This is a genomic window from Bradyrhizobium sp. 2TAF24 (assembly GCF_052115025.1).
GTDB lineage: Bacteria > Pseudomonadota > Alphaproteobacteria > Rhizobiales > Xanthobacteraceae > Bradyrhizobium_A.
This window is the reverse complement of the sequence record NZ_JBFRFW010000001.1, coordinates 185972-209928: the sequence shown is the minus strand read 5'-3', so window position 1 is coordinate 209928 and position 23957 is coordinate 185972. Positions and strand designations below refer to the sequence as shown.

The 23957-nt window shown below is 65.4% G+C and carries 20 protein-coding genes; 12 read left to right on the top strand and 8 right to left on the bottom strand.

Annotation, left to right across the window (positions count from 1 at the left end; translation table 11 throughout):
* Positions 1-10 precede the first annotated feature (10 nt).
* From AB4Z37_RS00940 to AB4Z37_RS00920, 5 genes are read left to right on the top strand one after another with little or no spacing between them, the layout of a single operon-like run.
* The gene (locus AB4Z37_RS00940) at positions 11-511 is read left to right on the top strand and encodes a 2Fe-2S iron-sulfur cluster-binding protein (RefSeq protein WP_441514800.1); all 501 of its coding nucleotides are present in this window, start codon (positions 11-13) and stop codon (positions 509-511) included.
* Positions 508-2934 (top strand): aerobic carbon-monoxide dehydrogenase large subunit, encoded by a 2427-nt coding sequence (locus AB4Z37_RS00935; RefSeq protein ID WP_441514799.1) that lies wholly within the window; start codon positions 508-510, stop codon positions 2932-2934. Before AB4Z37_RS00940 ends, AB4Z37_RS00935 begins: the two co-directional genes overlap by 4 nt.
* On the top strand, positions 2931-3803 hold the full coding sequence (locus AB4Z37_RS00930; RefSeq protein WP_441514798.1) for an AAA family ATPase: 873 nt from the start codon (positions 2931-2933) through the stop codon (positions 3801-3803). The genes AB4Z37_RS00935 and AB4Z37_RS00930 overlap by 4 nt, the downstream gene beginning before the upstream one ends.
* The gene (locus AB4Z37_RS00925) at positions 3800-5008 is read left to right on the top strand and encodes a vWA domain-containing protein (protein WP_441514797.1); all 1209 of its coding nucleotides are present in this window, start codon (positions 3800-3802) and stop codon (positions 5006-5008) included. Before AB4Z37_RS00930 ends, AB4Z37_RS00925 begins: the two co-directional genes overlap by 4 nt.
* Positions 5009-5019: 11 nt before the next feature.
* On the top strand, positions 5020-5877 hold the full coding sequence (locus tag AB4Z37_RS00920; RefSeq protein WP_441514796.1) for an XdhC family protein: 858 nt from the start codon (positions 5020-5022) through the stop codon (positions 5875-5877).
* On the opposite strand, the gene AB4Z37_RS00915 is transcribed toward AB4Z37_RS00920, so the two are convergent.
* A complete protein-coding gene (locus tag AB4Z37_RS00915) occupies positions 5840-6427 on the bottom strand; it encodes a c-type cytochrome (RefSeq protein ID WP_441514795.1) in 588 nt (195 codons plus the stop codon). The two genes, AB4Z37_RS00920 and AB4Z37_RS00915, sit on opposite strands and share 38 nt — an antisense overlap.
* A gap of 76 nt (positions 6428-6503) precedes the next feature.
* On the bottom strand, positions 6504-7709 hold the full coding sequence (locus AB4Z37_RS00910) for a PQQ-dependent sugar dehydrogenase (protein WP_441515229.1): 1206 nt from the start codon (positions 7707-7709) through the stop codon (positions 6504-6506).
* A gap of 413 nt (positions 7710-8122) precedes the next feature.
* Between AB4Z37_RS00910 and AB4Z37_RS00905 the strand changes: the two genes are divergently transcribed.
* The gene (locus tag AB4Z37_RS00905; RefSeq protein ID WP_441514794.1) at positions 8123-8821 is read left to right on the top strand and encodes a pirin family protein; all 699 of its coding nucleotides are present in this window, start codon (positions 8123-8125) and stop codon (positions 8819-8821) included.
* Positions 8822-8863: 42 nt separating this feature from the next.
* Here AB4Z37_RS00905 and AB4Z37_RS00900 read toward each other — a convergent pair whose 3' ends face one another.
* Positions 8864-9781, bottom strand: coding sequence for a LysR family transcriptional regulator (locus AB4Z37_RS00900; protein WP_441514793.1), 918 nt, complete (start codon positions 9779-9781; stop codon positions 8864-8866).
* A gap of 249 nt (positions 9782-10030) precedes the next feature.
* Between AB4Z37_RS00900 and AB4Z37_RS00895 the strand changes: the two genes are divergently transcribed.
* From AB4Z37_RS00895 to AB4Z37_RS00885, 3 genes are all read left to right on the top strand, one after another.
* Positions 10031-10873 carry an alpha/beta hydrolase gene (locus AB4Z37_RS00895; protein WP_441514792.1) on the top strand — a complete coding sequence of 281 codons (843 nt, stop codon included), beginning with the start codon at positions 10031-10033 and terminating at the stop codon, positions 10871-10873.
* Between the two features lie 17 nt (positions 10874-10890).
* Positions 10891-12114: an efflux RND transporter periplasmic adaptor subunit gene (locus AB4Z37_RS00890; protein ID WP_441514791.1), complete on the top strand. Its 1224-nt coding sequence runs from the start codon at positions 10891-10893 to the stop codon at positions 12112-12114.
* A 74-nt stretch (positions 12115-12188) separates the two neighbouring features.
* A complete protein-coding gene (locus tag AB4Z37_RS00885) occupies positions 12189-15401 on the top strand; it encodes an efflux RND transporter permease subunit (protein WP_441514790.1) in 3213 nt (1070 codons plus the stop codon).
* Between the two features lie 248 nt (positions 15402-15649).
* Here the strand turns inward: AB4Z37_RS00885 and gudD are convergent, their stop codons facing one another.
* From gudD to AB4Z37_RS00860, 5 genes are all read right to left on the bottom strand, one after another.
* Entirely contained in the window at positions 15650-16999 is a 1350-nt protein-coding gene (gene gudD, locus AB4Z37_RS00880; RefSeq protein ID WP_441514789.1) for a glucarate dehydratase, read from the bottom strand.
* Between the two features lie 14 nt (positions 17000-17013).
* Entirely contained in the window at positions 17014-17931 is a 918-nt protein-coding gene (kdgD, locus tag AB4Z37_RS00875) for a 5-dehydro-4-deoxyglucarate dehydratase (protein ID WP_441514788.1), read from the bottom strand.
* Positions 17932-17968: 37 nt separating this feature from the next.
* Positions 17969-19258, bottom strand: a complete 1290-nt coding sequence (locus tag AB4Z37_RS00870; protein WP_441514787.1) for a TRAP transporter large permease — start codon at positions 19256-19258, stop codon at positions 17969-17971.
* A gap of 15 nt (positions 19259-19273) precedes the next feature.
* Positions 19274-19789: a TRAP transporter small permease gene (locus tag AB4Z37_RS00865; protein WP_441514786.1), complete on the bottom strand. Its 516-nt coding sequence runs from the start codon at positions 19787-19789 to the stop codon at positions 19274-19276.
* Positions 19790-20042: 253 nt separating this feature from the next.
* The gene (locus AB4Z37_RS00860; RefSeq protein ID WP_441514785.1) at positions 20043-21044 is read right to left on the bottom strand and encodes a TRAP transporter substrate-binding protein; all 1002 of its coding nucleotides are present in this window, start codon (positions 21042-21044) and stop codon (positions 20043-20045) included.
* Positions 21045-21273: 229 nt separating this feature from the next.
* On the opposite strand from AB4Z37_RS00860, the gene AB4Z37_RS00855 reads away from it, so the two are divergent.
* The 3 genes from AB4Z37_RS00855 to AB4Z37_RS00845 are packed head-to-tail and all read left to right on the top strand — an operon-like array spanning position 21274 to position 23952.
* Positions 21274-21978 carry a FadR/GntR family transcriptional regulator gene (locus AB4Z37_RS00855; protein ID WP_441514784.1) on the top strand — a complete coding sequence of 235 codons (705 nt, stop codon included), beginning with the start codon at positions 21274-21276 and terminating at the stop codon, positions 21976-21978.
* 43 nt (positions 21979-22021) lie between these two features.
* The gene (locus tag AB4Z37_RS00850; protein WP_441514783.1) at positions 22022-22831 is read left to right on the top strand and encodes an NAD-dependent epimerase/dehydratase family protein; all 810 of its coding nucleotides are present in this window, start codon (positions 22022-22024) and stop codon (positions 22829-22831) included.
* A 20-nt stretch (positions 22832-22851) separates the two neighbouring features.
* A complete protein-coding gene (locus tag AB4Z37_RS00845) occupies positions 22852-23952 on the top strand; it encodes a mandelate racemase/muconate lactonizing enzyme family protein (RefSeq protein WP_441514782.1) in 1101 nt (366 codons plus the stop codon).
* Positions 23953-23957: the final 5 nt, after the last annotated feature.

Sequence of the window (23957 nt, the reverse complement as noted above, 5' to 3'; positions counted from 1 at the left end):
GGAGGATACGATGGCGAAGACCCACGTCACGATGAAGGTCAATGGCACCGAGGTCGAAGGCCTCGTCGAGCCGCGCACCCTGCTGGTGCATTTCATCCGCGAGCAGCTCCAGCTGACCGGAACCCATATTGGCTGCGAAACCACCCACTGCGGTGCCTGTACGGTCGACTTCAACGGCATGTCCGTGAAGAGCTGCACCGTGTTCGCGGTCCAGGCCGACGGCGCCGATCTCACCACCATCGAGGGGATGGCCAGCGCCGACGGCTCGCTGTCGGCGCTGCAGGAAGGTTTTCGCATGATGCACGGCCTGCAGTGCGGCTACTGCACGCCGGGCATGATCCTGCGGGCGCATCGCCTGCTGCAGGAAAACCCGGCGCCGACCGAGGCGGAGATCCGCATAGGCATCTCCGGCAACATCTGCCGGTGCACCGGCTACCAGAACATCGTCAAGGCGATCCAGTACGCCGCGGCGAAGATCAACGGCACGGAATTCCGGGAGGCTGCAGAATGAACGACATGACTCCCACGCGGGAAGAACGCGAAGCCCGGCTCGAAGGCATGGGCTGCAAGCGCAAGCGGGTCGAGGATATCCGCTTCACCCAGGGTAAGGGCAACTACGTCGACGACGTCAAGCTGCCGGGCATGCTGCATGGCGATTTCGTGCGCTCGCCGCACGCCCATGCACGGGTCAAGGCGATCCGGACGGAGGAGGCGCTCAAGGTGCCGGGCGTGCTGGCGGTGATCACGGCCGAGACGCTGAAAACGGTCAATCTCGCCTGGATGCCGACGCTCGCCGGTGATGTGCAGATGGTGCTGGCCGACGGCAAGGTGCTGTTCCAGAACCAGGAGGTTGCCTTCGTCGTCGCCACCGATCGCTATGCCGCCGACGACGGCATCGGCAAGGTCGAGGTCGACTACGAGCCGCTGCCGGTGCTGGTCGATCCGTTCAAGGCGATGGATGCGAATGCGCCGGTGCTGCGCGAGGATCTCGCCGGCAAGACCTCCGGCGCGCACGGCCCGCGCAAGCATCACAACCATATTTTTGAATGGACGGTCGGCGACAAGGACCTGACCGACGCCGCCTTCCGCAAGGCCGATGTCACCATCAAGGAGCTGATCTCCTATCACCGCACCCATCCGTCGCCGCTGGAAACCTGCCAGTGCGTGTGCTCGTTCGACAAGATCAAGGGCGAACTGACGATCTGGGGCACCTTCCAGGCGCCGCACGTCATCCGCACGGTGGTGTCGCTGATCGCCAAGCTGCCGGAGCAGAAGATCCATGTCATCTCGCCGGATATTGGCGGCGGCTTCGGCAACAAGGTCGGCGCCTATCCCGGCTATATCTGCGCGGCAGTCGCCTCGATCGTGACCGGCAAGCCGGTGAAATGGGTCGAGGACCGCATCGAAAACCTCACGGCGACCTCGTTCGCCCGCGACTACCACATGACGACGGAGATCGCGGCGACGAAGGACGGCAAGGTGACGGGGCTGCGTGTCCATGTCCTCGCCGATCACGGCGCGTTCGACGCCTGCGCCGATCCGTCGAAGTGGCCCGCGGGCTTCTTCAACATCGTCACCGGCTCCTATGATTTTCCGGTCGCGCACCTGGCGGTGGACGGCATCTACACCAACAAGGCGCCGGGCGGGGTGGCCTATCGCTGCTCGTTCCGTGTCACCGAGGCCGCCTACTGCATCGAGCGGGGCATGGACATCCTGGCGCAGAAGCTTGGCATGGATCCGGCCGAGCTACGGCTGAAGAACTTCGTGAAGCCGGAGCAGTTTCCCTATCACTCGGCGCTCGGCTGGGAATATGACTCCGGCGATTACCACACCGCGATGCGCAAGGCGCTGGAGACCACGCACTATGCCGATCTGCGTAAGGAGCAGGCGGAAAAGCGCGCGGCGTTTCAGCGCGGCGAGACGCGCGAGATCATGGGCATCGGGGTGTCGTTCTTCACCGAGATCGTCGGCGCGGGACCGTCGAAGAACTGCGACATTCTCGGGATCGCCATGTTCGACTCCTGCGAGATCCGCCTGCATCCGACGGGCGCGGGCATCGCGCGCATGGGCACCAAGAGCCAAGGGCAGGGCCACGCGACGACATGGGCCCAGATCATCGCCACGGAGATCGGCATTCCCGCCGACAACATCATGGTCGAGGAGGGCAATACCGACACCGCGCCCTATGGGCTCGGGACCTACGGGTCGCGCTCGACGCCGGTCGCCGGCGCAGCCATCGCCATGGCCGCACGCAAGATCAAGGCCAAGGCGCAGATGATCGCCGCCTACAAGCTCGAGGTTCACGAGGACGATCTGGAGTGGGACATCGACGGCTTCCGCATCAAGGGCCTGCCGGAGAAGTCGATCACCATGAAGGACATCTGCTGGGCGGCGTATAACTCGGTGCCGCCGGGCATGGAGCCTGGCCTCGAGGCGGTGAGTTATTATGATCCGCCGAACATGACCTATCCGTTCGGCGCCTATATCTGTGTCATGGACATCGACATCGATACCGGCGTCTACAAGGTCCGCCGCTTCTATGCGCTCGACGATTGCGGCACGCGCATCAATCCGATGATCATCGAGGGCCAGGTCCATGGCGGCCTGACGGAGGCGTTCGCCATCGCGATGGGGCAGGAGATCCGCTACGACGATGGCGGCAATGTCGTCACCGGCTCGTTCATGGATTTCTTCATGCCGACTGCGGTGGAGACGCCGCACTGGGAGACCGACTTCACCGTCACGCCGTCGCCGCACCACCCGATCGGCGCCAAGGGTGTCGGCGAAAGCCCCAATGTCGGCGGCGTGCCGGCATTCTCCAACGCCGTCAACGACGCGTTCTCGTTCCTTGGCAGCACCCATATCCAGATGCCGCACGATTTCTGGCGCAACTGGCGGGCGGCGGAGCGGCTCGGAGTGTTCGCGACGTCATGAAACAGCAGCAGCGGATCGCGGAGCGTCTGGCGGCCACCGGCTATATCGCCGATGGCGAGCTGGCGACTGCGATCGCGCTGATGCAGTTGTTGTCGCGCCCACTGCTGCTGGAGGGCGAGGCGGGCGTGGGCAAGACCGAGGTCGCCAAGGCGCTCGCGGCCGTGCACGACACCGAGCTGATCCGCCTGCAGTGCTATGAAGGGCTGGATCAGTCGGCGGCGCTCTATGAGTGGAACTACCAGCGCCAGTTGCTGGCGATCGAGGCCCATCGCGGTGTCGGTGGGGCCAGTGTCGAGGACGCGATCTTCTCGGAAAAGTATCTGCTCGAGCGCCCCCTGCTCGCGGCGATCCGCCACGAGCAGCCGGTGGTGCTGCTGATCGACGAGATCGACCGGGCCGATGACGAGTTCGAGGCGTTCCTGCTCGAGTTGCTGTCGGATTTCCAGGTCTCGATCCCGGAACTTGGCACCGTCAAGGCGCGCACGATTCCCCATGTGGTGCTGACTTCGAACGCCACCCGCGAACTGTCGGACGCGCTGCGCCGGCGCTGCCTCTATCATTATCTCGACTACCCGGACGTCGACCGCGAGGCGCGCATCATCCTCGCCCGGGTTCCAGGCGCCAGCGCCGCGCTGGCCCTGCAAATCGCCCGGATGGTTGATGGCGTGCGCAGGGAGGACCTGCGCAAGGTGCCGGGCGTCGCCGAGACGCTGGACTGGGCTGCGGCGCTGGTCGGACTCGACGTCCGCGATCTGCGCGACGCGCCCGAAACGGTTCACGAGACACTGATGTGCCTGTTGAAGACCCGCGAGGACAAGGCCGCCTTCCGGCCTGAAGTCACCGCACGGCTGCTGGGAAAGGTCGCATGAGCTGCTGCGGCACACCCTGTACGGCGGAGGAGATGCGCGACGCCTCGCGTGCGATGGCGCAAACACTCGCCGCCTTCCTGCGCACGCTGCGCGACAATGCCTTCACTGTCGGCCTGCAGGAGGGACAGGACGCCGCGGCGCTGGTGGCGGCGGGCTATGCCGAACGGCCGGGGCTGCTGCGCTCGGCGTTCAAGCACCTGTTCTCGGCGCGCAAGGCGGACTGGGATCGCTTCGACGGTCTGTTCGACGCGTTCTGGCTCGGGCAGCGGGTGCGTTCGCGGTCGCTGGCGACGGGGCCGGCGAAGCCTGCGAACAATCCGTCGCTCAAGAGCCTCGATTCCGCGGCGCGGATGCAGGCCGGCGGATCGGCACCGGTCGATCAGATGGCCGGAGACGATGGGACCGCACCGCCGGCGGGTGGGGAAGGGCGCAGCGAGGGTGCGACCCGCGGCGAGACGCTGGCGGAGGTCGATTTTCGCCACATGGCCGATCCGGAGCAGATCGAGGCCGCCCATGCAGTAGCGGCGAAGCTCGCGCGTGCGATGCGCACCCGCCTGACGCGCCGCGATCGGGTGCGCAGCCGCGGCCGGCGGCTCGATCTGCGCCGCACCATTCATCACAGCATCGGCCGCGGCGGCGTGCCGATCGAGCTGATGCGGCGGCAACGCAAGACCAAGCCGCTGCGTCTGGTGATTTTGCTCGATGCTTCCGGCTCGATGAATCTGTACACCGGGATCTTCCTGCGCTTCGTCCACGGCGTGCTCGACGCGTTTCGCGAGGCCGAGGCCTTTCTGTTCCACACCCGTCTCGCGCATGTCTCCGACGCGATGAAGGAGCGCGATCCGGCGCGCGCGCTCGATCGCCTGGCGATGATGGCGCAAGGCACCGGGGGTGGCACACGGATCGGAGAATGCCTGCAGACATTCAACCGCAGCCATGCGGCACGGGTGATCCACGGACGGACCTGCGTGATGATCGTCTCGGACGGCTATGAGACCGGCGACGCGGTGCTGCTCGGCCGCGAGATGGCGGCGCTCGGCCGGCGTTGCCGCCGCATCGTCTGGCTCAATCCGATGCTGGGCTGGAAGGATTATGCACCGGAGGCCGCAGGCATGAAGGCGGCGCTGCCGCATGTCGACCTGTTTGCGCCGGCCCACACGCTCAACAGTCTCGCCGATCTCGAGCCCTATCTCGCGGCGCTGTGATGGAGGCGGTGATGACCGTCCATGGCGAAGTGATGGATCTGGTGGCCCGCCTGCAGGCGGCGGAGGAAGCGTTCGTGCTCGCGACCGTGGTGCGTACCGTCTCGGTGACCGCAGCGAAGGCCGGCGCCAAGGCTGTGATCCGTCCGGACGGGACCATCGTGGCGGGCTGGATCGGCGGCGGCTGCGCTCGCGGCGCCGTCCTGAAAGCGGCGCGCGACGCGCTTGCCGACGGCGAGCCGCGCATGGTGTCGGTGCAGCCGGAAAACCTGCTGGCGGAGCTCGGCGTGCAGCCCGGCGAAAGCCGCGACGGCGTGCGCTTCGCCAGCAACATGTGTCCCAGCAAGGGCACCATGGACATCTTCGTCGAGCCGATGCTGCCGCATCCGGCACTGGTCATCATCGGCGCAAGTCCGGTGGCGCTGGCGCTTGCTGTCCAGGCGGGCAGCCTTGGCTATCATGTGACCGTCGCGGCTCCGGCGGCCGATCTCACCGAGATTCCGGATGCCGATGTCGTGGTCGATGGTTACAGGCCGGAGCATCTGCATGCGGCGAAGCGTTTCGTCGTTGTTTCGACGCAGGGGAAGGGTGACGAGGCGGCGCTGCGGGCGGCGCTGTCGATCGACGCGTCCTACCACGCCTTTGTCGGCAGTCGCCGCAAGATGGCCGCGCTGCGTGATAAGTTGATGGCGGCGGGGAGCACGGCCGGCCTGCTAGACCAGGTCAGAGCTCCGGCCGGGCTCGATCTCGGCGCGATCACGCCGGAAGAGATCGCGATGTCGATCATGGCGGAGATCACGCTCACACGTCGCCGTGGCCAGCGTGCCTCCGTGTTCACTTCAGGTGCGCGAGATAGTGGGCCAATGCCTTGATCTGGTCCTCGCTCAGCGGGTAGGCCACCTCGGCCATTGCCGCCATGGCGCCACCGGAGCGGACGCCGCTCTTGTAGTCCATCAGCGCCTTGAGCAAGTAGTCCTCGCGCTGGCGGGCGAGCCGCGCCACCGCCTTGGTGCCGGCGAAGTTGTCGGTATGGCAGGAGGCGCAACGGTTTTGCGCCGCGATCTTCGCCCCTGTTTCCGACAGCGCCGGATTGTCGTCGGCGGGCGGCGACGCGGGCGGCTCGAGAGCGGCGAAATGGCCGGCGAGGTTGCGGATATCCTCGTTGCTGAGATCGGCTGCGACTGGCGACATCTGTTCACTCTTGCGCGTGCCGGCGCGGAAGAACACCAACTGCCATTGCAGGTACTGATCGGGCTGGCCGGCGAGCGAAGGGGTGTTGGGCAGCACGGACATGCCGTCCTTGCTGTGGCAGCTTTCGCACAGCGGCAGCTTGTCCTGGATGGCAGTGTCGGCGGCCGCGGCCGGTGCGACGACACTGAGCAGCAGCAACGTGGAGACGGCGGAGAGGACGTGGAGATGCATGACGGCAGGTCCTGTCTGGCAACAACGAAGCGCCGCGGCTCCCGTAGAGAGCCGCGGCGGTCGGGTGTGGATCACATCACTTGCTGTAGCTGATGCGATAGATCGCGCCCGCCCAGTCGTCGGCGACCAGGATCGAGCCGTCCTTCGCCAGGATGATGTCGTCGGGACGGCCGAGATAGCTCTGGTCGCCGTTGATCCACCCGGAGGCGAACACCTCCTCCTTGGCGTTCTTGCCATTGACGTCGGCGGTGACCACCACGATCCGGCCGCCCTGGTATCTGTGGCGATTCCATGAGCCGTGCTCGGCGATGAACATGGCGTTCTTGTACTTCGCCGGAAACTGATCGCCGGTGTAGAACTTCATGCCGAGCGGCGCGACGTGATTGCCGAGCTTGAAGGCCGGTGGTGAAAACTCCGCACACTTGTGCCCCATGGCGAACTTCGGATCGGGAATGTCGCCCTGGTGGCAGTAGGGATAGCCGAAGTGCTCGCCGAGCTTGTTGATCACATTGAGCTTGTCGCTGGGGCTGTCGTCGCCCAGCCAGTCGCGCGCATTCTCCGTGAACCAGTACTTGCCGCTGCGCGGATCGATGTCGCCGCCGACGCTGTTGCGCACGCCGAGTGCCACGATCTCCGCATTGCCGGTCTTGGGATCGACGCGGCGGATCTGCGACAGGCTGGTTGGCGGGATGCCGATATTGAATGGAGGTCCAAACGGGATGTAGAACCAGCCGTCCTTGTCGGTGACGAGATACTTCCAGCCATGGGCTGCGTATGACGGCATGTCGTCATATACCACCTTGCCTTCCGGCATCTTGTCGAGGTTGGCCTCCGCATTGTCGTAGCGGATCAGCTTGTCGATATCGATGACATAGAGCGCGCCATCCTTGAAGGCGAGGCCGGTCGGCATCTTCAGGCCTTTGAGGATGGTCTTGACCGTCTTCTTGCCGCCGTTGTCGGTGATGGCATAGACATTGCCAAGCCCGAACGAACCGACGAACAGCGTGCCCTTGTCGCCCCAGGCCATCTGCCGCGCGGCCAATACGCCGCTGGCATAGACCTCGATCTTGAAGCCCGGCGGTAGCTTGATTTTGGTGATGAGGTCGGCGAGCTCCTTGTCGGACGCGCCGGTCGGCGGACCGGACGGCGGTGCCAGCCCCTTCTGTCCTTCGGTTTCGTCGCCCAGGAACCAGTCATCCGGTGGATGAGTCCAGAATTCCTTGGTGCCGGATTGGTAGCTCTTCAGTCCGGCGGCGCTGGCCGCGCCGCTCATCACGATCATCGAAACGAGTGTGAGGGTCGAAAACAGCCGAGTGGGTTTGGAAACCATCGTTTCACTCCTCAGCAGCACGCAAGGCTGCGTTCTTGTTCGATCGAGCGATCTTCTTTGGCCTCGACGAGGCAGCGCATTATATCACGCGGAACATGGTGGGGCCGCGCTCAAATTGTCTTCCATGTGATCGACGCGCCGCAGCGTGATTTGCTGCGATCGCAAAACGAGATGCAGCGCGCGCAAGCCGCATGCACCCGCGGAGCAGGGCTCGGTTGGCGCTGCAGCAACGCCGGGATCCGAATGAACAGGAATGGAAACAATAAGTTTCAGCTGTTTCTATTTCATCGCTGCGGGTTGGCTTCTACATCATTGCCGACAGGTGAAGCCGCCGGCAATGCGGCAGGTGATATGGAGCGATTCCGATGATCGAGCGCAAACCCTTCGATACGCTGGGCGGTGGCGACCATGGCTGGCTCAAGGCCAAGCATCATTTTTCGTTCGGCGACCACTATGATCCGAACAATCTTGGCATCGGGTCGCTGCGGGTCTGGAACGACGACGAGATCGCGCCGAACTCGGGCTTCCCGCCGCACCCCCATGCCAACATGGAGATCATCACCTATGTGCGCGAGGGTGCGATTACCCATCGCGACAGCCTCGGCAACACCGGACGCACCGAAGCCGGGGACGTCCAGGTGATGAGCGCGGGATCTGGCATTCGCCATGCCGAGTACAATCTGGAAACGAAGACGACCAAGATCTTCCAGATCTGGATCATCCCGACACAGACCGGCGGCCAGCCAGCCTGGGGAGCCAAGCCGTTTCCCAAGGCCGATCGCTCCGGGCGCTTCGTGACGTTGGCGAGCGGCTTTGCCGATGACAAGGATGCGCTGCCGATCCGGTCGCAGGCTCGCGTGCTCGGCGCCACCCTCAGGGCCGGCGAGACCACGACCTATCCGATCGGTGCCGAACGGCATGGCTATCTCGTGCCGTCGTCGGGCGTGGTCGAGGTCAACGGCGAGCGGGTCGAGGCGCGTGACGGCGTCGCCATCCGCCAGGAGGACGTGGTAACGGTCAAGGCGCTCGCCGATGCGGAGATCGTGCTGGTCGACGCGGCGTAAAGGCGGCGGAGGATGCCCTCCGCCAGCCGCCGCTGAGCCGTATCACACCCGCATCTGGATCAGCTCGTTGCGTGCGAACAGGTCGGCGATCCAGTCGACGAACACGCGCAGCTTGTTGCTGAGGTGGCGGTTCGGCGGATACACCACATAGATGTTGGCCGGCTCCGAGCTCCACTCCTGCAGGATGCGCACCAGCTTTCCGGCCTCGATGTATTTGTGCAGCATGAACATCGGCGCCTGAACGATGCCAAGTCCCGCGGTCGCTGCCGTCACATAGGCGAGGCTGTCGTTGACAGCGATCAGGTGCGGCCCGGTGGTCTCGAAGGTCTCGCCGTTGGCGGCGAAATCGAGCGGCGAAATGCGGCCGGAGCGCGGATGGAAATAGTTCACGATATGGTGGCCGCTCTTCAGCTCGGACGGATGCCGCGGCTCGCCATGGCGTGCAAGGTAGGACGGCGCGGCACAGGTCACGAAGGTCATCTCGGCGATGCGTCGCGCGATCAATGACTGGTCGCTGAGGTTGCCGCCGCGGATCACGCAGTCGACATTCTCCCCGATGAGGTCGACAGGCCGGTCGGTGACCCCGAGATCGATCTGGATCTCGGGGTAACGGGCATAGAAGTCGGGCAACGCCGGAATGATCACCAGGACCGCGAGTGAGGTGCCGACGTCGACGCGGAGGCGGCCTTTGGCATGGGCTTGTGACAGCGCCATGCTGCCGTCGAGCTCGTCGAGTTCGCCCAGCAGCCGGACCACGCGTTCGTAATAGGCAGCGCCGTCCGGGGTCACCGTCACCCGGCGGGTGGTACGGTTGAGCAGCTTGGTGCTGACATGGGTCTCCAGCGACTGGATCAGCTTGGTGACGGTGGGCTTGGGCATCCGCAGGGATTCGGCAGCTTGGCTGAAGGTGCCGGCCTCGACCACCCGGATGAACGCGCGCATGGCGGCGAGTTGATCCATTTGAGGGCCTTTCAGTGATGCGATCGCACGAACGTCCGGCCGCGGGGGCCCGCGACATCTGGTTTCGTTTTTGTGCAGCGCAAAAAAATTTTCTTCTGTTGGGTCTTCTGAGTGAGTGATTATTCATATGCAGAAATAATGAAATCACAAGACGCGCACTTATTCTTGAAAAGATAGTCATTAGTTCCCCGCAACGTTTGCGAGCTTCCGCAGCGCAATAGCTGCAGTGCGAACGGGGGAATTTGGGCCATGGCCACCGGCTGGAGCGATACCGCAATCGAGACGGGAGAGACCGGCGACCTGCCGGTCCGCGTCTACCGCGATTCCAGGGTGCAGGGGTCGGCGCCGCTGGTGTTTCACCTCCATGGCGGTGCCTTCAGCGCCGGGACGCTGCAGACCTGCGACATCGTGCCGGAGCTGCTGGCCGAGGCCGGTGCTGTGGTGGTGTCGGCGGACTATCCCCTGGCGCCCCTGCATCGCTTTCCCGAGGCGCTGCGCACCCTGTTCGGCTCGCTGACGACGCTGCGCAGGACCCGTGCCCGCTGGGCCGGCCGGCTGTCGCGGCTGTTCGTCGCTGGCGAGGAGGCGGGTGGCAACCTTGCTGCATCGTTGGCACTGATGGCGCGCGATCAGCGTGCGCCGGAGCTTGCGGGCCAGATCCTGCTGTCGCCGATGCTCGACCCGTGCCTCGCCACCACCTCGATCCGCAGCGCCGATGTCGGCCCGGCCGGCTGCAAATGGTCGGTCGGCTGGCAGAACTATCTGGGATCGCCCGAGATCGCCGCGCATCCCTATGCCGCACCGTCGCAGTCGAGCAGGCTTGCCGGGCTGCCGTCGACCCTGATGGTGACGGCGCAGGACGATCCGATGCGCGACGAAAGCCTGAGCTATGCGGCGCGGCTGCGGGAAGCGGGTGTCGCGGTGCGTGAGCACGTGCTGTCTGCGCCGACGGCATGGCCCGATGCGCTGTGCAGCGATGTTGTCGACTCGCGCGACTGGGCGGCAGGGCTGCGCGGTCAATTCAAGGAATTCCTCGCGGACTTTGCGGCCCCGCCGCGCCGGTCCGCGTCTCGTCAACTGGTTGAAGTCTGAACTGCAGGGGTTAAGTCATGTCGTTTTCCTCCCAATATCGCGCGGTTGCCTTGGGGACCGTGTTTGCCGGCGCGCTGATCAGCGCAGGGGTGGTGTTCGCGCTGCAAGACAGCCCGGCGAAGGCCAATAACTCCGCCGCAGCGGCTGTGCCGGCCGTGCCCGTGTCCGTCGCGACCGTCGAGCAGCGCAGCGCGCCGACCTGGGACGAGTTCTCCGGACGGCTCGAGGCGGTGGAGCGTGTCGAGGTCCGTCCGCGCGTTGCCGGCGTGATCGAAGCCGTGCACTTCCGTGAGGGCGCGCTCGTCAAGCAGGGTGACCTTCTGTTCAGCATCGATCCTGCGCCCTACGCGGCGGAGGTCGAGCGCAACAAGGCTCAGGTGCTCGCCATTCAGGCGCGCATCGCGATGACCAGAAACGACCTCGAGCGCGGCCAGCAGCTGTGGGATTCTCGCACGATTTCCCAGCGCGATCTCGATCAGCGTCTCAACGCCCAGCGCGAGGCGGAGGCGAACCTGCGGGCGGCGGAAGCCGCACTGACCGCGGCGCAGCTCAACCTCGACTACACCAGCGTCAAGGCGCCGGTGGCCGGCCGGGTCGGGAAGATCGAGATCACCGTCGGCAATCTCGTCGCCGCAGGCCCCGGGTCGCCGGTGCTGACCTCGCTGGTGTCGATCAACCCGATCTACGCGAGCTTCAATGCCGACGAGCGCGTGGTGATGCGGGCGCTGAAGGCGCAGCCCGCCGGCCCCAATGGCCTCGTGGCGCTGGACCGCATTCCGGTGCAGATGGGCACGGTGCTGAGCGACGGCACGCCGTTCGCAGGTCACCTGCAGCTGATCGACAACCAGGTCGATGCGCGCAGCGGCACGGTGCGGGTGCGCGCGGTGTTCGACAACGCCGACGGCAAGCTGATGCCGGGCCAGTTCGCCCGCGTCCGCATGGGCCACGCCGAATCCCAGCAGGCGCTGGTGATCAGCGAGCGGGCGATCGGCACCGACCAGGACAAGAAGTTCGTCATGGTCATCGGCGCCGACAACAAGGCGAACTACCGCGAGGTGAAGCTCGGCGAGACGTCGGAGGGCCTGCGCATGATCGCCGGCGGCCTCAAGGCTGGTGAGCGCATCGTGGTCAACGGCCTGCAGCGGGTGAAGCCGGGCAGTGTCGTCGAGCCGACCCAGGTGTCCATGGATGGATCCGGTGAGCGCTCCGCGGACGCGGCGGCGGGGGCGTCGGTGCGATAAGCGCGCCGTCTCCTTTTCTTCCAACAGATCGAGCCTGAGATAACGAACCGCAGCACGGCTGCGTGGGGCGAGCCATGAATATTTCCCGTTTCTTCATCGACCGGCCGATTTTCGCCGGCGTGTTGTCCATCCTCATCTTTCTCGCCGGCCTGCTGGCGATGCGGGTGATGCCGATTTCCGAATATCCGGAGGTGGCGCCGCCCTCGGTGGTGGTGCGGGCGCAATATCCCGGTGCCAACCCCAAGGTCATCGCCGAGACCGTGTCGACGCCGATCGAGGAGCAGATCAACGGCGTCGAGGGCATGCTCTACATGAGCAGCCAGGCCACGACCGACGGCCTGATGACCCTGACCGTGACCTTCAAGCTCGGTACCGACCCGGACAAGGCGCAGCAACTGGTGCAGAACCGCGTCTCCCAGGCGGAGCCGCGGTTGCCGGAGGACGTTCGCCGCCTCGGCATCACCACCATCAAGAGTGCACCAGACCTGACGATGGTGGTTCACCTGCTGTCGCCCAACGATCGCTACGACATGACGTACCTGCGCAACTACGCGGTGCTCAACGTCAAGGACCGTCTCGCGCGCATCAACGGCGTCGGCCAGGTGCAGTTGTTCGGCTCCGGCGACTATTCCATGCGCATCTGGCTCGACCCGCAGAAGGTTGCCGAGCACGGCCTGTCCGCCAGCGACGTGGTGCGCGAGATCCGCGCCCAGAACGTCCAGGCGGCGGCCGGCGTGGTCGGCGCATCGCCGGGCCTGCCAAGCATCGACTTCCAGTTGCCTGTGAACGCGCAAGGCCGCCTGCAGACCGAGCAGGAGTTCGGTGACATCATCGTCAAGGGCGGCGCCAACGGCGAGGTGACGCGGCTGCGCGACATCGCCCGGATCGAGCTCGGCGCCTCGGAATATGCGCTGCGCTCGCTGCTCGACAACAAGTCGGCGGTCGCGATCCCGATATTCCAGGCGCCCGGTTCGAACGCCATCCAGATCTCGGACGAGGTCCGCAAGACCATGGCCGAGCTCCAGAAGAACATGCCGGAAGGGGTCGACTACAAGATCGTCTACGATCCGACGCAGTTCGTCCGGGCGTCGATCGAGGCGGTGATCCACACCCTGCTCGAGGCCGTCGCGCTGGTCGTGCTGGTGGTGATCATGTTCCTGCAGACCTGGCGTGCCTCGATCATCCCGCTGCTGGCCGTGCCGGTGTCGATCATCGGCACCTTCGCGGTGATGTACCTGTTCGGATTCTCGATTAACGCACTCAGCCTGTTCGGCCTCGTGCTGGCGATCGGTATCGTCGTCGACGACGCCATCGTCGTCGTCGAGAACGTCGAGCGCAATATCGAGGAGGGCCTGTCGCCACGCGAAGCGACCTACCGCGCGATGCGCGAGGTGTCGGGGCCGATCATCGCCATCGCGCTGGTACTGGTGGCGGTATTCGTGCCGCTCGCCTTCATCACCGGCCTCACCGGCCAGTTCTACCGCCAGTTCGCGCTGACCATCGCGATCTCGACGGTGATCTCGGCGATCAACTCGCTGACGTTGTCGCCTGCGCTCGCGGCCCAGTTGCTCAAGGGCCATGATGAACCCAAGGACGTGCTGACGCGGCTGATGGACCGTTCCCTCGGCTGGTTCTTCCGCGGCTTCAACGCCGCCTTCGGCTGGCTCGGCAACTCCTACAGCGGTGGCGTCAAGGGCGTGATCTCGCGCAAGGCGGTGATGATGGGCGTCTACCTCGCCCTCGTCGGCGTCACCTGGGGGCTGTTCAAGTCGGTGCCCGGCGGCTTTGTGCCGGGCCAGGACAAGCAGTATCTGGTCGGCTTCGCCCAGTTGCCGGACGGCGCGACGCTCGACCGGACCGAGGACGTGATCCGCCGCATGAGCGAGATCGCGCTCAAGGAGCCGGGCGTGGAGAGCGCCATCGCGTTCCCGGGTCTGTCGATCAACGGCTTCACCAACTCCTCGAACGCCGGCATCGTGTTCGTGTCGTTGAAGCCGTTCGACGAGCGGCGCAGTCCGGCACTGAGCGGCGGCGGGATCGCCAAGAGCCTGAACGGCAAGTTCGCCACCATCCAGGAGGCGTTCATCGCCATGTTCCCGCCGCCGCCGGTCCAGGGCCTCGGCACCATCGGCGGCTTCAAGCTGCAGATCGAGGACCGGGCAGGTCTCGGCTACGAGGCGCTCAACGACGCCACCAAGGCGTTTCTCGCCAAGGCGGCGCAGGCGCCGGAGATCGCGGGGCTGTTCTCCAGCTACCAGATCAACACGCCACAGCTCTACGCCGACATCGACCGTACCCGCGCGCGGCAGCTCGGCGTGCCGGTGACGGACGTGTTCGACACCCTGCAGATCTACTTGGGCTCGCTCTACGTGAACGACTTCAACAAGTTCGGGCGAACCTACACGGTGCGGGTACAGGCCGACGCCAAGTTCCGCTCGCGTGCCGATGATATCGGCGAGCTCAAGGTTCGCTCGACTTCCGGCGACATGATCCCGCTCGCGACGCTGCTGCGGGTGAAGTCCAGCGCGGGCCCGGAACGGGCCATGCGCTACAACGGCTTCCTGACCGCCGATATCAATGGCGGCGCCGCGCAGGGCTATTCGTCCGGCGAGGCGCAGGCCGCGATCCAGCGCATCGCCGACGAGACCCTGCCCAAGGGCGTCGGCTTTGAGTGGACCGAGCTGACCTACCAGGAGGTGCTGGCGGGCAACTCGGCGATCCTCGTGTTCCCGCTTGCGCTGCTGCTGGTGTTCCTGGTGCTGGCGGCGCAGTACGAAAGCCTGACGCTGYCGCTCTCGATCATCATGATCGTGCCGATGGGACTGATGGCGGCGATGTTCGGTGTCTGGGTATCCGACGGCGACAACAACGTCTTTACCCAGATCGGCCTCATCGTGCTGGTCGGCCTGTCGGCGAAGAACGCGATCCTGATCGTCGAGTTCGCCCGCGAGCTCGAGTTCGCGGGGCGCACGCCGGTGGCTGCCGCCATCGAGGCGAGCCGCATGCGGCTGCGTCCCATCCTGATGACGTCGATGGCGTTCATCATGGGTGTGGTGCCGCTGGTGACGTCGACCGGCGCCGGCGCCGAGATGCGCCATGCGATGGGCGTTGCGGTGTTCTCGGGCATGATAGGCGTCACCGCGTTCGGCATCTTCCTGACGCCTGTGTTCTATGTGCTGCTGCGCCGCGCCACCGGCAACAAGCCGCTCAAGCTCCATGGCGAGATCCCGCACGGCTCGGAGCTCGGCAGCAACCCCCACAACCCGATCGGCCAGGCCGCAGAGTAGCGTATTTGCGCCAGGTCGATCCGATGACGGCCCGTGCCCCCTCACGGGCCGTCATTGTTTTGGGGGCAACGCGTGCGGCGGCTATCGCCCGGCGATGCATGATGCGTTCCTCCTCATGGTGAGGAGGCGCGCCAGCGCCGTCTCGAACCATGAGGCCAGCGCACGGGCTCTCATCCTTCGAGACGCGGGCGAAGTCCGCTCCTCAGGATGAGGAGAGAGCTTCGCCGAAAGTGCCTCAGATTGCTGCGCTACCGCACCATGCACGGCCGCTTGTTGTCGAACTTCCAGCCGGGGATCAGGAACTGCATGGCGATGGCGTCGTCGCGGGCGCCTAAGCCATGCTTCTTGTAGAGTTCGTGCGCGGCCTCGATCTCTGCCATGTCGATCTCGATGCCGAAGCCCGGACGATCGGGCACAGCGACCTGCCCGCCCACGATCTTCAGCGGCTCCCTGGTCAGGCGCTGGCCGTCCTGCCAGATCCAGTGGGTGTCGATGGCGGTGATGCGGCCGGGGGCTGCGGCCGCGGCGTGGGTGAACATCGCCAGCGACACGTCGAAGTGGTTGTTGGAGTGCGAGCCCCAGGTCAGGCCGTGGTCGCGGCAGGTCTGCGCGACGCGGACCGCACCCTGCATGGTCCAGAAGTGCGGATCGGCGAGCGGAATATCAACGGACTGCAGCGCCAGCGCGTGGGTCATCTGCCGCCAGTCGGTCGCGATCATGTTGGTCGCGGTCGGCAGGCCGGTGGCACGGCGGAACTCGGCCATGATCTCACGGCCGGAGAAGCCGGCCTCGGCGCCGCACGGATCCTCGGCGTAGGCGAGGATGCCGTGCATGTCCTTGCACAGCCGGATCGCCTCCGCCAGCGACCACGCGCCGTTGGGGTCGAGGGTGATGCGGGCGCGCGGGAAGGCCTCCGCCAGCGCGTGGATCGCCGTAATTTCCTCGTCACCGGCGAACACGCCGCCCTTCAGCTTGAAGTCCTGGAAGCCGTAGCGGGCGTAGGCTGCTTCGGCGAGGCGGACGATCGCCTCCGGTGTAATCGCTTCCTCATGGCGCAGGCGGCCCCAGTCGTCGGCAGCGCTGGGCTCCTCGCGATAAGGCAGGTTGGTCTTGCGGCGGTCGCCGACATAGAACAGATAGCCGAGCATCTCGACCTTGTCGCGCTGCTGGCCTTCGCCCAGCAGCGCTGCGACCGGCACGCCGAGATGCTGGCCGAGCAGGTCGAGCAGCGCCGCCTCGACGGCCGTGACGGCATGGATCGCAATCCGCAGGTCGAAGGTCTGCAGGCCGCGGCCGCCGGCGTCACGGTCGGCGAAGCTGCGACGCATGGTGTTCAGCACGGCGTTGAAGCGGCCGATCGGCTGGCCCACCACCAGGTCGCGGGCGTCTTCAAGCGTCTGGCGGATGCTCTCGCCGCCCGGCACTTCGCCAACTCCGGTGTGGCCGGCACTGTCGGTCAGGATCACGATGTTGCGGGTGAAGAAGGGGGCATGGGCGCCGCTGAGGTTCAGCAGCATGCCGTCGTGCCCGGCGACGGGAACGACTTTCATGTCGCGGACGACAGGAGATCCCGTCACGATGGTGGTTGGCGTCGTCATGGCATCATCCGTGTTCAGGCGGGAAGTCGGCTGACCAGCGTGGTCAGCTCGGCCATCTCGGCGGCGTCGAGGTCGATCAGCGGCGGTCGCACCGGACCGGAGTCGCGGCCGATCACCCGCATGCCTGCCTTGATGATCGAGACCGCATAGCCCCTCTTGCGATTGCGGATCGCGACCAGCGGCAGGATGAAGTCGCGCAGGCCCGCCTGCACGGCCGCGCGGTCGCCACGGCGCACCGCGGCATAGAAGCGGGTCGAGAAGCCCGGCACGAAGTTGAACACCGCGGACGAATACGTCGTCACGCCCATGTCGAGATAGGGCAGGGCGAAGGTCTCGGCCGTCGGCAGGCCGCCGATATAGGTGAGGCGGTCGCCAATCTTGCTGTGGACGCGGGTCATCAGCTCGATGTCGCCGATGCCGTCCTTGTAGCCGACGAGATTGGGGCAGCGCTCGCACAGCCGAGCCAGCGTGTGCTCGTTCACGATCGCATTGTCGCGGTTGTAGACGATGATGCCGAGCCTGGTTGCCGCGCATACCGCCTCGATATGGGCGGCAAGGCCGTCCTGCTCCGAGTGGGTGAGATACGGCGGCAACAACAGGATGCCATCGGCGCCGGCGCGTTCGGCCGCCGCCGCCATGTCCTTCGCGATCGCGGTGCCATAGCCGGCGCCGGCCAGCACCGGCACGCGCCCGCGGGTCTCGTCGACCGCGACCGTGACCACGCGCTCGACCTCAGCAGGCGTCAAAGAGAAGAACTCGCCGGTGCCGCCGGCGGCGAACAGGCCGGCGACGTCATAGCCGCACAGCCAGTCCATGTTGGCGCGGTACTGGACCTCGTCGAACGAATAGTCGGCGCGGAACGGGGTCACGGGAAACGACAGCAGCCCATCGCCGATCCGGTGCGCCATCTCGTTCGGGGTCATCTTGCTCATGCGCGGATCGTCCTTGTCGTCATGGTTTTCGTCTTCGTCATTTCAGCACCATCCGGGGCAGCCAAAGCGACAGCTCGGGAAGATAAGTCACCAGCATCAGCACCGCGAACATCACCCCATAGAACGGCCAGATCTTGCGCATCACCTGCTCGATACTGACCTTGCCGACCGCGCAGCCCACGAACAGGATGGAGCCGACCGGCGGATGGCACAGGCCGATGCCGAGATTGAGCATCATGATCATGCCGAAGTGCACGGGGTCGACGCCGAAATTCACCATCACCGGCAGCAGGATCGGCGTGGCGATCAGGATCGACGGCGCCATGTCCACCAGCGTGCCCAGCACCAGCAGCAGGATGTTGATCAGGAACAGGATGACGTACTTGTTGCTGGAGATCGACAGGAAGAACGCGGTGATCTTCGCCGGCATCTGGTTCAGCGCCATGACGTAGCCGACGCTGGAGGCGCAGGCGATCAGCGTCATCACCATGGCGACCGTGCGTAGCGTCCGGTGCAGCAGCACCGGCAGGTCCTTCCAGCGGTAGTCACGGTAGATGAACATGGTGACGAAGAACGCCCACACGCAGGCCACCGCGCCGGCCTCGATCGCGGTGAACACGCCGCCGAGGATGCCGCCGAGAATGATTACCAGAGTGATCAGGCCCCAGGCGGCGTCTACTGTGATCCTGACGGCGTCCTTGATCTCGACCACGTCGCCCTGGGGATGGTTATCGCGATAGGCGATCACCAGGCAGAGGATGATCAGCGAGAAGCCGAGCAGCAGGCCGGGGAACACGCCGGCCATGAACAGCGCCGAGATCGAGATGGTGCCGCCGGTGGCCAGCGAGTACAGCACGGCGTTGTGGCTCGGCGGCACCAGCAGAGCCTGCACCGAGGAGGTGATGGTGAGGTTGGTGGCGAATACCCGGGGATAGCCGGTCTTCTCCATCTGCGGGATCATCACCGAACCGATCGCCGAGGTGTCGGCGACCGCGGAGCCGGAGATGCCGCTCAGGAAGGTGGTGGCAACGACGTTGACGATGGACAGGCCGCCGCGCAGCCGGGTATAGCCGACCAGCACGTTAGCGAAGGCGACGAGGCGCTTGGCCATGCCGCCTTCCGCCATGATGGCGCCGGCCAGCACGAAGAACGGGATGGTCAGCATCGCGACCTTGCTGACACCGTCGGAGATTTTCAGCATCACGGCTTCGAGCGGAATGCCGAGCGAGATCGCGCCGACGATCGCCGCGGTGGCGAGCGCATAGGCGATCGGCATGCCGATCAGGAAGCAGAAGATCATGGTGGCGAGGAGAACGAAGATATCCATGACGGCAATGTCCTGTCAGTGCGCCGAGACGTGGCCGTCGTCATGGGCGACCGGATCCGGCGGCGTGCCGATCAGCAGGCGCTCGATGATGAACAGCAGCAGGCAGACGCCGCCGATCGGGATCGGCAGGTAGGTCACGCCCACGGACAGCGACGGAAAGTCGGGAATGGAGTTGTGCCAGGTGACTTCAACCAGGCGCGCCCCCCAGATGGTCATGAACAGTGCGATCCCGGCCATCATCAACTGGGTGATCAGGTCGGCGAGCACGCGCAACCGTGGCGGCAGCATGTCGGCGAAGAACGACAGGTTCATGTGGACATGAAAGCGGTAGCCAGCGGCGGCGCCGATGAAGGTCAGCACGATCGTAAGCAGCACGGCAGTCGCCTCCGGCCAAGAGGCGGCGCTGTTGAGCGCGTAGCGGGTGAACACCGCCCAGGGGATCACGGCGGAGATCATCACCATCGCAATGCAGCCGACCAGCACGCATGCGTAGTAGAGCAAATCCATCGCCCGGCGAAACAGGTGGGCCATCATGCATCTCCCTGCCGCGCCGGGCTGCGGCCCGGCCGGCGTCGGACTAGTGTGGTGGATCTGACATTCGCTTCAGAATTGCCGCGAGTTCTTCAAGCGAATGTCAGATCCAAAACCACACGAGAAATTTATATTTGCTCGTGTCCCTATGGTTCTAACATTCGCAAAAGAGTCTGCCGCAAAGGGATGCGAATGTTAGAACCGGGACACTAGTGATCGGTCACGGTGCGGGCGGAGCTTCCGCCCGCCTGGTTTACTCGGCCTGGATGCGCTTGATCATCTCGGCGTATTTCGGGCCGTACTTGTCCCACACCGGCTTCACCGCGTCCTGGAATGGCTTCTTGTCGGCCACCTCGATGATCTGGCTGCCGGCCGCCTTCGCCTTCTCCATCGCCTGCTGTTCGTACTTGTTCCACAGCACGCGTTCCTCAGCCTGGGCTTCGCGCGCGAATTTCTTGATCAGGTCCTGGTCGTCCTTGGACAGCGTGGTCCAGACCCGCTTGGAGAACACCAGCATTTCCGGCACGATCAGGTGCTCGGTGAGGGTGTAGTACTTGGCGACGGTGTAGTGATTGTCGAACACGTAGCTCGGCGGGTTGTTTTCTGCGCCGTCAATGACCCCGGTCTGCAGCGAGTTGAACACCTGATCGTAGCCCATGGCGACGCCGTTGGCCCCCAGCGCGTTCGCCATGTCGACGAACATCGGATTGCCGATGACGCGGACCTTGAGGCCGTGCATGTCGGCGAGTGTCTTGATCGGGTGCTTGGTGTTGTAGAAGCTGCGTGCGCCCGCATCCATCCAGCATAGGCCGACGAGATTGGCGTTGGCGTTGTTGGTGACCTTGTCGAGCAGCTCCTGGCCGATGGCGCCGTCGAGCACCTTCTGCATGTGTGCGGTATTGCGGCACAGGAAGGGAATGTTGAGGACGTTGAGGTCGTCGACCACCGGGCCGAGCGCGCCGACGCTGACGCGCACCATCTGGATGGCGCCGAGCTGGGTCTGCTCGATGGTCTCCTTCTCGCCGCCGAGCGTCATCGACGCGAACATCTGCACCGACAGGCGGCCATTGGTGGCGGCTTCCAGCTTCTTGCCGAGAGCTTCGGTCGCGGCGACCGTCGGGTAGCCGGCCGGGTGCACGTCGGAGGCCTTGAAGGCCATTTTGCCTTGCGCGCGCGACGGCGACAGGCCGGCACCGATCCCGAGACCGGCTGCACCGAGGCCGGCGCCAAGCTTGATGAACTCACGGCGTTTCATGGCGTGTTCTCCCTTGTGTTGGCGTGCGGCCATTGTTTGACCTGTTCTGTGCACGTCGCAGTCGCGTGCGGCGCGTCGGGGATTGCGCAGGGCGCGCAACGCTGTTGCCCGGGCCGCCGGCCTGTGTTATCCAACTTGTACGATGACCAGACAAGAACCGTCAAGCCCTTCGACGTCCGCTTCACCCGCCCGCAGTGGCGCCGACGCGCTGCTGCGACCAGTGCAGCCGATGCGCAGCCTGAGTGATGAGGTGTGCAACCGCCTTGCCGAGGAGATTACCTCCGGCAAGCTGAAGGGCGGAGAGAAGCTGCCGTCCGAGCAGGAGATGATGACGGCGATGGGCGTCAGCCGCACCGTGATCCGCGAGGCGGTTGCTGCGCTGCGGGCGCGGGGCCTGGTGGTGACGCGGCAGGGTGCGGGTGCGTTCGTCAATCCCGATCCCAGTCGCCAGCCTTATGTGATCGATCCCGACGGACTGGGCTCGCTCACCGGTGTGATCGAGGTGCTGGAATTGCGCATGGCGGTGGAGGCGGAAGCCGCGGCCATCGCCAGTGAGCGCGCCACGCTCCGGCAGATCAAGGACATTCGCGCCGCCCATGAAGAGCTCAATCGGGTGATCGAACGTGGCGACCGCGGCATCCGCGAGGACCTCGCCTTTCACCGTGCCATCGCGGTGGCGACCCACAACAACCGCTTTGTCGAGTTCCTCGAATATCTCGGGCGGCTGATCATCCCCCGGCAAAGCATCCGCTCGTTCGAGGGCGAGCCGGAGGAGATGCGCCGCTACCTGCAGCGCATCGAGAGTGAGCACGACGCGATCCTGCAGGCGATCGAGGCGCGTTCCCCGAAGAAGGCGCGGGACGCCATGCGCAAGCATCTGTTGAATTCGCGCGAACGATATCGTCAGCTCGCCTCGGCAAACGAGACGCGCTGACCGCGAACCCATCATCTGGGATCAGTGACGAGAGGAAACACCCATGCGTATTCTGTTGACCGGCGCGGCCGGAGGAGTCGGGGCGCGGCTGCGCAAGCTGCTGCCGGCCATTTATCCGGACCTCGTGCTCAGCGATCTCAGGCGCCCGGACGACCTGTCGGCGAGCGAGACCTTCGTCACCGCCGATCTCGCCGATCTTGATCAGGTGAAGAAGGCGGTCGCGGGCATCGACGGCATCATCCATCTCGGCGGCTTCTCCGTCGAAGGACCCTGGGAGACCATCCTCAACGCCAACATCATCGGCACCTACAACCTGTTCGAGGCGGCTCGGCTCGCCGGCGTCAAGCGCGTAGTGTTCGCCTCGTCGAACCACGCCATGGGCTTCCATCCGCGCGGCGAGACCATCGGCACGGAAGCGATCATCCGGCCCGATACCCGCTATGGCGTCAGCAAGGCGTTCGGCGAGGCGCTCGGCGCGTTCTATGCCTTCAAGCATGATATCGGCGTGCTCTCGATCCGTATCGGCAATGTCGGCGAGGAGCCGCTCGACGAGCGGCGGCTGGCGATCTGGCTGAAGACCGAGGATCTGGTGTCGCTGATCCGCATCGGGCTCGAGCGCGCAGGTCTGATCTATGAGGTGGTGTACGGCATGTCCGACAACAAGCGGGCGTGGTGGGACAATGCGCGAGCGCTCGAGCTCGGCTACCGGCCGACCGGTCGCTCGGAAGATTACGCGGCGGGCATTCTGGCGGCGCAGCAGCCGAAGAACGACCCCGTCGGCGACTTCTTCCAGGGCGGGCCGTTCTGCACGGATGAATTCGCCGGCGACCTCTCGAAGATCAAGCAGGCCTGAAACGGGCGAACGGGAACGCCATGCAACACGCGCCATTCACCATAGCGAAGCTCGATGCCTATGCGCTGCGCATTCCGTTCGGCGATTTCGTCGCCGGTCCGCGCACCACGCCGCAGGGCTGGCGCGATTTCGATATGGTGCTGGTGCGGGCCGAGAGCAGCGACGGCGTGGTCGGCTGGGGCGAGTGCTTCGCCTACAGCTGCCTGCGGCCGGTGTGGACTGCGGTGCAGGACATGGTGTTCCCGCTGGTCGCTGGCCGGGAGGTCAGAAACATCGCCGACCTCAACGCCGAGCTGCAGTTCAAGCTGCATATCTTCGGCCGCTACGGCATCACCATGTTCGCCATTTCAGGGCTGGACATGGCGCTGTGGGACATTGCCGCACGCCAGCAGGGCCGCTCGCTGGCCGACCTGATCGGCGGTCGCCGGCGCGATCGCGTGTCGGCCTATGCCAGCCTCGTGCGCTATGGCGAGGGGCGGCTCACGCGTGAGATCGCGGCCCGCGCCGCCGCCGAAGGCTACCGCGAGATCAAGCTCCACGAGATCGCGTTCGATCCGATCGCCGCCGCGCGCGATGCGGTCGGGCCGCAGATCAGGCTGATGACCGATGTCAACTGCAGCTGGAGCGTGTCGGAGGCCGAGGCGATCCTGCCGAGGCTGAGGGCGCTCGACCTGCTCTGGGTCGAGGAGCCGGTGTTTCCGCCGGAGGACTTTGCCACCATCGGCAGGCTGCAGCGCTTCGGCGTGCCGCTCTCCGCCGGCGAGAACGCCTGCACCGCGGTGGAATTCGCCCGGCTGACCGAAGCCGTGACTTATCCGCAGCCCAGCGTCACCAAGGTCGGGGGGATCACCGAGTTTCTGAAAGTGGTCGCGCTGGTGCGGGCCGCCGGCAAGACGGCGATGCCGCACTCGCCGTATTTCGGTCCCGGCTATGCCGCGACGCTGCAGCTCGCCGCGCTGCAGGCCGATCCCGGGCTGTTCGAATTCCTGTACGTAACGCCGGAGGCCTGGCTCGATCCGGCACTCGCGCGGCCGAGAGACGGCCTGCTCGACGTGCCCTCGGCGCCCGGGCTCGGCTTCACCCCAGATCCCGCGCTGCTCCGCCGCTTTCAGGCGCACTGAGCCGC